Below are 11,272 nucleotides of genomic sequence, written 5' to 3' on the forward strand. Positions count from 1 at the left end.
ATCGCTTGGGAAGGTGCCCGCATAATTAAAGCAATTGCACATACTTTACTATTTTGAGACATCTTTTACCCAAGCGTATGTTACAGCTAATGCAGTTGCTCCGACAGCACCATTAAGTGCAGCTGCATAATTAACAACAGCTGCTGCATCAATCATGATTGCTGCATATGCAAGCATAACTGCTAATCCAATAGAACATTTAGGTTCCACAATATTCCCTGGCTGACTAGAAATTTCTAAATCATCAATCGATATAGAAATACCTTCATACTTTTCTCCCATTATTTCACCTCCTATCACATGATGGTTTAAATAAGACCACAACCACATACACTTTGTATATATGTTAATTCTTTAAATAACGATACTCCATCTGTCATGCAGTTTTCAAGGTATAAATATATCTGAAATGTATTCCTGCAATTTCTTCAAAAAATTTTATTTTTGAAGTTAATTTATAATAGTTCTTTTCTCTGTTACGTATATCAAGCAAAATTATATTACATAACTTGCAAAAACTTCAACATCAGAACCATCAAATTCTTGTTTTAACTTTCCTTTTTGTTCCATATACAAAGTTTCTACAACCCTTTTTCCAACAATGTCTTTTTCGTTAACGTATGTTATAAAATATTTACCATAATCATATTGTAACATACCTCTACTTCGTGTAAAAAATTTGTTTATAAATCCCAAAAAATATTTTATTACATTTTCTGATACATTCGTATCCATTATACCACCGGTGATAAATTTAATTTCAAATATAGATGTATTCACGTTATATGTAATTCCAATTGTAAACAAAACTTTTTCACCCTCTTGTAAACGAAACATCTTTAGTATACCAGCCTCATCTCCAGAATTTAACATTGCACTCGAATAATCAATTTCTTTGTTCCAAAATCCACAAACAAAATCATTTTGATTATCCAATTCTTTCTCGTTTATCTCGCGAACATACGTCATTAAATAATTATTAAAATTTTCTTCAATTTCTTTTTTAAATGGATCATAGCCCTTAAAATCCAATATTTTTAATCCCCACAATACTCTAAGTTCGTTTAAAATATCATTTTTAATCTGAAAAATATCTGCCTCTTTATATTTTTTTCTCAAAATCTCAGAAATGTCATCAATCGTATTTGTTCCGTTAATACACGAAAAAATCACCTTTGCCTCCTGATTAAAAACTATTGGCTCTGTAATAATTGATTCTTTCAAATAAATTGCAGCATCATTGCCATACATTTCAGTAAAATCAAATTTATTATGGTTTAACACTGGTATGATTTTTTCTTTCAAAATTTCACCTCATTATCCATACTTTCCTTTTTGTCATATATAATTAGCATATCATTCATAGCCAATTTAATATAATCATCTCTTACCAATCCATACTTTTCAAAATTCGCAATATTAAGAATAAATTTACTAAAAAAAAATTCAATCCATTTTCCAGCATGAACAAAGACTTCATTTACCATATTATTATAATAGTGTTTTGCTATTAACCAAGTGTTTTCATCAATTTGCCGAATACTTACACCTGCTGAAAAACGACAATAACAATTATTATTTATAGAGGCAACTATAAATGCTAAAAAATTCTCTCTTTCTAAATTACATTTTCTATACGTTTCCAATTGTTGTTCGTTTTCCACTGCTGGACATGTAAAACAGCTATTAATAAATTCACATCCCATACAAATACTACTATTATCTGCCAGCTTATTCCCACATCTTCGTTGTGCTTCTTTTATTTTTTTGTTTAGGTCTCTATCATTTAAATTTGAAATATCACCAATACGAATATCACCCCACTTATTATTTTCTTCTAAAAGAGAACATAATTTCAAAGTTCCATCAGCTCCCAATACAATTTCGTCTTGTAAAACCGAGCACCCAAATGTGCTAAAATTCAAGTCAATGCCAAAACATGTATTTAATTTTATAATTTGATACGGATAAAGTGATTTAGAAAATATTGTATATCTTTTCACATCAAATCTTTTATATTCTAACATCATATTTTTAATATAAGTCATCACTTCTGTTTCATCTGGAATTATCTCTTTATATCTCTTTGCTTCTCCAATCAGATTAATAGTACCAACATTGACAATTTCAAACAAATTATTATTCAAAAACTCAATTAATTTCAGGGGTTCATGCAGATTGTTTTTACTGATTGTATATTCTAATACTAGACGGAAGCCTTTATTATTTTCTCTAAAAACTCGCTCAACTATTTTTAATGCATCAATAACCTTTTTATAAGTTCCTGCCCCTCTAATATAATCATTTGTTACCGAATCTACACCTTCTAAACTAATTATAAGAGTATCTAACCCTGCTTTTAATAATTTTTCCACCTTAGAATATGTCAAAAGCGTTCCATTAGTAATAATACCAGTTCCAACACCTCTATTATGCGCATACTTTACTAATTTTTCTATGCTGTTATATAAAAGTGGCTCTTTTGACATAAATAGAACCTGATTTATACCTAAATCTATCAAACGTTTTAAGAATAATTTGTTTTCATTGGGTGTACATTCAGGTTTATATGTCACTTCTGATAGCATACAATGTTTACATTTTAGATTACATCTATCTTCTATATCCCACTTTAATGAATAGCTTTTCTTTTGTACCTCTAACCCTCTGATCACATTAATCCTCTCCAACAAATATACTATCTATACAAAACCTATTTTCATTACATTCCAAAGATATTTCATGAACTATATCTTTTACCTCTGAACTTATATACATATTCAAATCTTTATCGTTTCTCAAATACACAAATTTTATTTTTTTTATTAGATCTCCCCAAGATACTTTCAATAACTTTAATGCTTCTTTTATAAAATAATTTTCTTTAGAATAATATACTAAAACCTCGGCGGACTTTATATGTGTTCTATAACTTTCTGGAAGAGCTACTACCAAGACTCCAACTATCTCTTCATTATGAAACATTATGCAGCACCATAGTCTTCCCAAAAAAATGCTTTCTCGTAAAAAAGAATATCCGCATATTGTTTTTTTATTAAGCATTGAATTAATCCACACATCATTATTATTTATATGTTCATCTAGCCACATAGATAATACATCCACATTTTCTTCTGTCACTTCTTTTATATCCATAACTGTTCTCCTCAATATTCTAGTGTTCAATTACATCATAAACTATATCATTTTCTGTAAATATTTCTGGCATATCAAATCTTTCACTTACATCCATTTTATTAGCTTCAGCTATCATCTCTCCCATTTTTTTTACTCTATCATCTTTCCACACATCTAAAAGTCCTTTTTCAATATACTCTTCCAAACTATGCTTTCTCAAGTCACCAACAACAAGCGGTAGATAAGGTGAAACAATAAGTTGACCGTAGGCACTTATACTTAAATACAGTAACTCTTTATCTCTATAAAATGACAGATGCTGTATTGGATCACCCCACTCTATCATAAATCCCTCTTTAGCATATTCCATTTTTTTAGCCATTAAAATTCTTGCCAATGCCCTATATTCTGATATCCCAAGTATTTCATCATTCAAATTCTTTTTAGCTCGTCCTAACAACATTAACGGTTGCATTCTAAAAGATTCAACACCTAATCCCTTTACTAATTCGATTATTTCAGTAACATCATTATAATTTCTTTTTGTGGGTAAACATGCAACTGACACTTTAATTCCATGTTTAACCAATAATTTGATTGCATTGACAGCCTGATTATACACGCCATCTTTATTTCTTATCCAATCATGTACTTTTGAATCCAATCCATCTAAACTAATTTGAACCATATTTATTCCTACACTTTTTAGTTCTAAAACTATCTGCTCATCTATCAATGTGCCATTAGAAACTATATTTATATTTAATTCTGGCAATTTTTCATGCAAATATACAATACACTGTAATAAGATATCTTTTCTTAATAATGTTTCCCCGCCACAAAAACACATACTTCTTAAGGATTTTATTTCAGACAAACTCTCCATAAGATAAAGCAATTCATCATCTGTCATTTCTTTTCTCAAATAATTCTGCTCTCCGCTACAGTTAAAACAATGCAGGCATCTCAAATTACATTTATACGTAATATCGACTGATGCAATTGAAATCAAATTTTTCTTCATATTTTTCCCCTCTATACATATATAATATTATCCGCATATGGCAAGAATTCTTTATCATGAGTTATGACAAGAACCAATGCCTTTTTATCATTCGCATATGTTTTTATTAATTTATATAAATTACATTTACTTTCTATATCCAAATTTGTACCTGGCTCATCAAACACCGCTATTTTAGGTTTTGTTACCAATGTTCTTACAATGCCTATTTTTTGTATATTACCTGCAGACAACTGAATTCCACCAACACCAATTAAAGTCTCCATCTTATACGGCAAACTTTCAATCACATCTTTCAAATTAATTTGTATAAGAATTTCTTTAAAATCTTCATCAGTAATCACTTGTTCTCTATCCAAAAGAATATTATATGCAAGTGAGGCATTAAAAATCTGAGTTACTTCAGTACAATATGCAACATATCTGCTAAATTCCGTTTTATTGATTTTTTTTATATCCAGATTATCTATAAAAATCTTAGACTTTTCAACATTTAACAATCTTGTAATAATATTTACTAAAGTAGTTTTACCATTTCCATTTTCTCCGATTACTGCAACCACGCTTTGCGGCTTCAATATAAAGCTCATATTATTTATCACATTCTCCGCCCCACCTGGGTATCTAAAGCTCAAATCATTTACAGTCAACGCTTTTTCTAATCTAAATTTTTCCGTTCCCTCAATATGAGACTTTTTAAATCCCATATATTCTTCACATCTTTTAAAACTAATACAAGCCTGAGGATATTTAAAAATACTATCCAATAAATTAAATATAATCCCAGATATACTACTAGACAAAATCGAAAAAATTATATATTCGCCAACAGTTATACAATTATCATACACAAGAAAAGCACCCATAACAATCAAAACAATCGACCATATATTATTTGAAAAACCATTAATTATATTTAGTAAGGAAAAATGTAATGTATTTCTACTATCAATTAGGGAATACTTATGAATCTCATCTTTTCCTCTACAAATCCTTTTTTCTTCAATTCCTGCACTTTTAATCAAAAGAATGTTATAAAAGTTTTCTTGAATTTTTGACATTAAGCCCTGTTCGCTCTCTTTCTGTCTTTTTACTAGCTTGGTTCTATACTTTCTCGTTAAAAGTACAATTAATACATTTATACACAAAAAAAATAAATATACAATTGTCAAAAGATGAGACCATAGAAACAATATAATAATCCCGCTCAAGGCATACATTATACGTAGTGGGACATTCATTAAAGCATCCAAAACATAAATGTGCACTACACTAAGATCTGAAAACATTCTATAATACAAATCTGCAGGTGTGCTTTTTAAAAAAAAAAGATATTCAGAATTAATTACATTCTCTAAGAACTCACTTCGAATTATTGCAATTGAATTAGCAAACAAATCAGCTGATAATTTCTTTGTTACTATGCCCAACACAAGAATTATAATATATATGCCTATTATCATATGTATTCCATGCGTTACTAAATACTTTATATTCCTATTATAAAAAGCAACATCAAAAATCCTCTGATTCACAACATTCATCAATAATGATAATATATTTGTTATCAGCATCACAAGTATAGTAATTATAAACCTTATCTTATTTCCTTTTAATGACCTAAAAACTAGCCTTATCATGTTTCCTCCATATTCTCAACCACTTCTTTACACCTTTATGCAAAAGTTCAATCATCAATTAGTTACTCAAGCTTCCCACATTCAAAACCAACTAAATGCCTCTAATTTTCTGGCTTTAGATGTGGAAAACTTAAACAAATAATCCTTGAAGATTGTGAAATAAACCTGCTCATTAGTTGAAAAACTTTTAACTGCCCCATAATAACGCTACTCCACAAACCTTCTAAAAAAAATGAGTAGTTGGAAAAATGAATTTTAATATATCATCCCACAAAGACATTAAACTAACATCAAAATAACCCATAACAGCTCCCTCCTCCCTGATTCAGATAGTAGCAGATACTGTTATGGGTTACAACTCTAACCTATGGAACGGTCAGATAACTTCTCAAACGGTTCACCTATTTTTCAATATTACTTCCACAATAAACTTACTTGGTTCTCTTGTCACTTTCAACGTACCGGAATACCGCTTTAGCGTATCACGGACATTACGCATTCCAATCCCATGGTTCCGCTTATCCCTCTTTGCTGTCCTTAAAAACTTATTCGAAAACTGCTCTCCAGTTATTTCCAGAAGCGGCGCGCTGTTTTCAATTTTTATTCTCAGATATTCCCTGCCCTGTTCCATTTGAACATGGATGTATTTCTCTTCATTCTTAACCTGCGCAATCCCCTCCGCCGCATTCTGCAAAAGATTTCCAAAAACAGTGCACAAATCCGCGTCTGTAAGCTCCAAATTGCGTTCTATCCTCCCTGAAACTGATAACTTTGCGTCCGGCTCTAAGATAGAACCATAATGATTTACAAGAGAATCCAATGTCTTATTCCCTGTATCATAGAATTTTCGCTGCACAAATGCCGTTTGTTTCTGCATACTCCCGATATAAGCCGCTGTCTTCTCTGCATGTTCTTCCCGAGCCAATCCATCCAGACAGATTAGATGATTCTTCAAGTCATGACGGTATTTTCTGGTTTCTTCTTCCCTTTTAAGCATAGCTTCATAGTATTTTTCCTGCATTTCTTTCAGTCTCCGCTCCGTTTCCGCTGTCCGTTCCAGTTTTTCATTCACGTTTCTGATATAAATGAAAAAAACTGCTAGCACACATATGGCAAAATAAGCCCCTGAACTAAAAATTCCCGCAAATCCCTTGAATCTGTCATCTGAAATATACCGTTTCGCGTAATTCAAACCGGCGGCAGTCAGTATCACTTCCAGGGTCATAAGAATGATAAGTAAGACCGTCCATTTTCGTATGAAGCGAATCATATTTTCTTTTTCCATCCAATGTTTTCTAGCATTAACAGAATTCAGCGCGGTCAATATTCCCAACGTTGCCATACTTCCGCCTAAATAACCCCACTTTTCCGCTAATACAGTCCCTCCGTATCGCTCCAACAGAGCGGCTATGCCTATCTCACAGAAACTTTCCATACAGGAAATTACAAACAGCAGCAACAGTATTTTTCCTGTTCTCCTTTTCCAGTCTGTGTCGGCCATGAAAAAAATCAACGCCACTGTCAATCCATATGCAATAATATACATATGCCTTTCCTGTATCTGTCCAGAAAACACAAATACCCCATAAAGAACTATGGCTGTCACTGCCAGCCATTTTCTGCGCAATTGTACAGAAAAGAATAACTTCATCCCTAGCTGATATTCCCATAGTTCAATCATAAAACCGCATAATCTTATCCCTGCCATCTTTACTCCCTCCCTTTGAAGCTACCGAAAAATCCTCTGTTGACAATCCCCTTCCATTTCGAATCACAGCTTACCCCGATACTCCAAATCAAACTCTATATAGGCTCGTTCAAATTCTTTCTTCCTGCGCCTTGACGCCTTAATCTTCTCTTCTCCAATTGTAACAATTCCATTCTTGTAATCATCCACATGCCCCAAATTCACCAGATACTTCCGATCCGCACGGGAAAATAACCGGGGCTCCAGCAATTTTTCCATCTCTTCCATAGAAGCTTCTTTCCGAAAACGCTTCCCTCTCACCATCAGTTCCACATAACTGCCATAAGAATTTACATATGCGATCTCTCTCTGGCGCACCTGATAAAGTTTTCTATTCCTGTATGCTTCCACGGTTTTAAGCCCAATCCGTCTTTTGAGACAGGCCTTTATCGCCTCTTCAATCTCTGAGGAATCAAAAGGCTTTGTCACAAAACGAAGGGCGCGGATATGAAATGCCTCTTTATACCGTTCTTCGACTCCGGTAGCCATAATGATTGCGCATTCAGAATTTCTCTGGCGAAGCATCCGGCCGGTTTCTATTCCATCTACTTCCGGCATTTCAATATCAAGAAAAGCAATTTCCAATTCTTCTGCCTGCTGCAATAAATCCTTCCCAGAAGAAAAGACCAGAATTTCAAATTCCAGCCCTGTTTTTCTAACGGCCTGTTCCACCAGGCCGTACAACGTCTTTAATATCATTTCTTCATCGTCACAGATTCCGATCCTCAATTGACCCATTCTTAGTGCTCCCCTTTATCTTTCTTGTATCTAATATACCCAGCAACTCCCACCTGCTGCATATTTAATGATTACCGCATAATATTTTCATTTTATCTTAACATACTTTTTAAAAATTCCATTGCTAACCTTTTTTCAATGATACCACTTTTACTAAAATAGTCACCTTTGCTGAATTTTCTTTCCATTGTATCATACGGCAGACTGCGTCCGCAACCTAACTAAAAAATCAAACTCACCCTTTCTTCAAAAATATGATATAATAACTCCGAATAATAATCAATGTCTGCGAACCTCTGAGATGCTCTCAGCCATTTTTATCATGTTTTATACCTGAGAAAAGCGAAAGGAATGGATTTAAAGAAATGAAAAAAAATATCAGAATGACCAAATCCCGGCAATTCATCCTTTTAGAAACCGTTTTCTTTTTACATACTGGCATAATCGGCGCAGTTTATACTTTGTATCTTTTATCGTTGGGACTTTCTATTTTTGAAGCTAACATGATCAGCGCAATGTTTAACGTCTCATCCATCGTCTTTGAGGTTCCCAGCGGCGCAATGTGTGATTCCGTCGGAAAAAGAAAAACGGCTCTTTTTGCCGGCGTCTCATTGTTCTTGGCAATGTTTTGTTTCCTAAGCAGCATCCATATCATAGTGGTTCTGTTGGGACAGCTGCTTTGGGGGCTTAGTTATGCTTTGGAATCCGGAACCATTGAGGCCTGGCTGATAAATGATGATGCTTTAAAAGGAAATGAACTGGACCGCATATTCGCCGCTTCCCGCAAAATTCAGGGCATTACTATGATAATCGGCAGTTTTATCGGTACGTGGATTGCGGAATATTCTTTGAAATATATTTGGTTCATTCCCTGTTTATCTTCTATTTGTTTTATAATTATGGTTTTAAAGTTTATCGATGATAAGAAAACTGTGCAATCGGGAGTTTCTGTTTTATCGTTGTATAAAACATTCTTCCAGTATATAAAGATGGGCCCGAATTTGATTATAAAAAACAGGCGGCTAACCTATCTGTATATTTTTGTTACGTTGATGGGATTTGTTTCTTCGCCGCTGATGGTTTTTTGGTCCGTCTATTTAAACCAAATTGATTCCAGCTTTTCATATATGTATCTGTCGATGGTATGGTTTCTTATTCAATTGTCCATTATCGCAGGTAATCAAATTCTGGAAATTGCCGGAATGTATGCGGAACGAAAAAAAATATTAACGATTACATTCCTGATTTTCGGAATCAGTATTCTGCTTATGAATATCAAAAAAGGACTCTTAGCGGCTGTCTTTCTAATCTGCATACAAGAAATTGTCTGGTCGATGATTTCTTCCATTCAAAGAGGACTTCTGAATGATTATATAGACGATCAGACGCGGGCGACAATGATATCTTTTTCGTCTCTGTTCCATGCAGCTGGTAAGATTACTGCATCATTGTTATTTGGGTTTCTTGCTGATAAATTTTCTATTCTATTTGCATGGACGCTATCCGGTTTATTGTCACTGCTTACTGTTTGGTTTGTACATATCATGTACAAGGAACTGGTTTCAGGCAATGAATAAATTAATATACAAAAGTATTATCTAGTGTCTACTCATTAACTAAAAACACTGATAAACAAGATTTTATAAGAGTTTTGTGTTATGATAAATGCAGATCTAAATTAACGTTCGGACAAAAAACTTTGCATTTTGGAGGCCCAAAGCTTATGTATATTCCTGAAAAACGTAAAAATCATCAAATTACACTGTTTGATTTCAACCAGTCATGTGGTATGGAGCTCGATCCTAATAATGAGTGGATCAGGCTGGCTCATGCCATTCCATGGAGCAGAATGGAAACAAAATATGTGGCAATGTTCCCCTCCAAAACAGGTCATCCGGCGACTCCTTTTAGAATGGCCCTTCGTGTTTTGATTATTCAGAAACGATTGTCAGTTTTCGCAAGCGTCTGACTACTGAATACCTGATGGAAATAAACGAGTACATCCTTGAAACCAGCGGTGTTACCAAAGATCTTGATGCCGCCTCCCCATCCAACATAAGATATCTACAGGACTTTTCTCTTCTCAATGAAGCACGTGAAAAGCTTGAGGGTATGATTGACTATTTTCATAAGAACTGTCATCCATGGGCTAAGCCCCGTACTTACCGAAGGGTGAAACTCTATGAACAGCAGAAATACATGTATGAGAATAAAACCCATAGTGTGGAGGATCGTATTGTCAGTATCAACTAGCCTTACCTGCGTCCAATTGTCAGAGGAACGCCAAGTAACCAGTAGAATTTGGCGTAAAATATGATGTCAGCATAGATGAAAAGGGAGATGCAAGACTGGAAAAGGGCGTAAAAAACAGATTACCCGGTTGAAAACCGGGCAATCCGTCTGTTAGGGGACAAAGTGGTAAACCAGTAGAAAAACCACTTTTTACTCATATGAAAACTATTGATTATCCCTTTCTCTTCTCCAATATTTCTGAACCCATGTTTCTGCATCGTTTTCTTCAAGTTTATATTTTCCAGCCACCTTTTTTATGGTTTCTGAAACAGGTAAACCTATTTCCTGACACATCTCAATTGCCGAAATCACAGCTGCTTTTTTTGCAGCTTCTTCTGCCGCCTTTTCTGCCGCTTCTTTCTTCTCACTCTCCACATAAGCGCGCATTACCTGCTCTTCATCAAACAATGTCATCATCATATCCACAACCTCCTTTTCCCTGCTTGATAAATACTCTTTCAGAACATCCCTGTTTTTACAGATATTGATAGTATTGGTAACTGCTTCCCTGGTTCGTCCATATAATTTCACCTGCTCGTCATACACCTTTGTAAAGGTGACATACTGGCTGATAATATCATTGTCTTTCCCATCGTATATCATTTTTACCTTTACATCAATGGCACAGTCTTCCCCATTGAAAAACTCTTCTGAGAGAGAAACATATTCCGGCTTGCTTACCCTTTTTCCGGT

General features: G+C 34.0%; 10 protein-coding genes and 1 pseudogene. 2 read left to right on the plus strand and 9 right to left on the minus strand.

Annotated elements, in window-relative coordinates; all coding sequences use genetic code 11:
* Positions 1-48: 48 nt before the first annotated feature.
* From ACTO17_RS07530 to ACTO17_RS07565, 8 genes are all read right to left on the minus strand, one after another.
* The gene (locus tag ACTO17_RS07530) at positions 49-282 is read right to left on the minus strand and encodes a hypothetical protein (protein WP_482557488.1); all 234 of its coding nucleotides are present in this window, start codon (positions 280-282) and stop codon (positions 49-51) included.
* 213 nt (positions 283-495) lie between these two features.
* Complete coding sequence (locus ACTO17_RS07535) at positions 496-1,305, minus strand: hypothetical protein (RefSeq protein ID WP_482557489.1); 810 nt, start codon at positions 1,303-1,305, stop codon at positions 496-498.
* On the minus strand, positions 1,302-2,675 hold the full coding sequence (locus ACTO17_RS07540) for a radical SAM protein (RefSeq protein WP_482557490.1): 1,374 nt from the start codon (positions 2,673-2,675) through the stop codon (positions 1,302-1,304). Before ACTO17_RS07540 ends, ACTO17_RS07535 begins: the two co-directional genes overlap by 4 nt.
* A gap of 1 nt (position 2,676) precedes the next feature.
* Positions 2,677-3,156: a hypothetical protein gene (locus ACTO17_RS07545; protein WP_482557491.1), complete on the minus strand. Its 480-nt coding sequence runs from the start codon at positions 3,154-3,156 to the stop codon at positions 2,677-2,679.
* 19 nt (positions 3,157-3,175) lie between these two features.
* The gene (locus ACTO17_RS07550; RefSeq protein ID WP_482557492.1) at positions 3,176-4,162 is read right to left on the minus strand and encodes a radical SAM protein; all 987 of its coding nucleotides are present in this window, start codon (positions 4,160-4,162) and stop codon (positions 3,176-3,178) included.
* 11 nt (positions 4,163-4,173) lie between these two features.
* A complete protein-coding gene (locus ACTO17_RS07555; protein WP_482557493.1) occupies positions 4,174-5,802 on the minus strand; it encodes an ATP-binding cassette domain-containing protein in 1,629 nt (542 codons plus the stop codon).
* A 397-nt stretch (positions 5,803-6,199) separates the two neighbouring features.
* Positions 6,200-7,510, minus strand: coding sequence for a sensor histidine kinase (locus ACTO17_RS07560; RefSeq protein ID WP_482557494.1), 1,311 nt, complete (start codon positions 7,508-7,510; stop codon positions 6,200-6,202).
* Between the two features lie 63 nt (positions 7,511-7,573).
* Positions 7,574-8,287, minus strand: coding sequence for a LytR/AlgR family response regulator transcription factor (locus tag ACTO17_RS07565; RefSeq protein WP_482557495.1), 714 nt, complete (start codon positions 8,285-8,287; stop codon positions 7,574-7,576).
* A 365-nt stretch (positions 8,288-8,652) separates the two neighbouring features.
* Between ACTO17_RS07565 and ACTO17_RS07570 the strand changes: the two genes are divergently transcribed.
* Both ACTO17_RS07570 and ACTO17_RS07575 read left to right on the plus strand, forming a co-directional pair.
* The gene (locus ACTO17_RS07570; protein ID WP_482557496.1) at positions 8,653-9,864 is read left to right on the plus strand and encodes an MFS transporter; all 1,212 of its coding nucleotides are present in this window, start codon (positions 8,653-8,655) and stop codon (positions 9,862-9,864) included.
* 146 nt (positions 9,865-10,010) lie between these two features.
* Positions 10,011-10,644: pseudogene (locus tag ACTO17_RS07575) on the plus strand (transposase); the annotation flags it as partial.
* Positions 10,645-10,744: 100 nt separating this feature from the next.
* Here the strand turns inward: ACTO17_RS07575 and ACTO17_RS07580 are convergent.
* A partial coding sequence (locus tag ACTO17_RS07580) for a hypothetical protein (protein WP_482557497.1) occupies positions 10,745-11,272 on the minus strand: 528 nt, incomplete at its 5' end.

The sequence above is a fragment of the Petralouisia sp. genome, assembly GCF_056822245.1.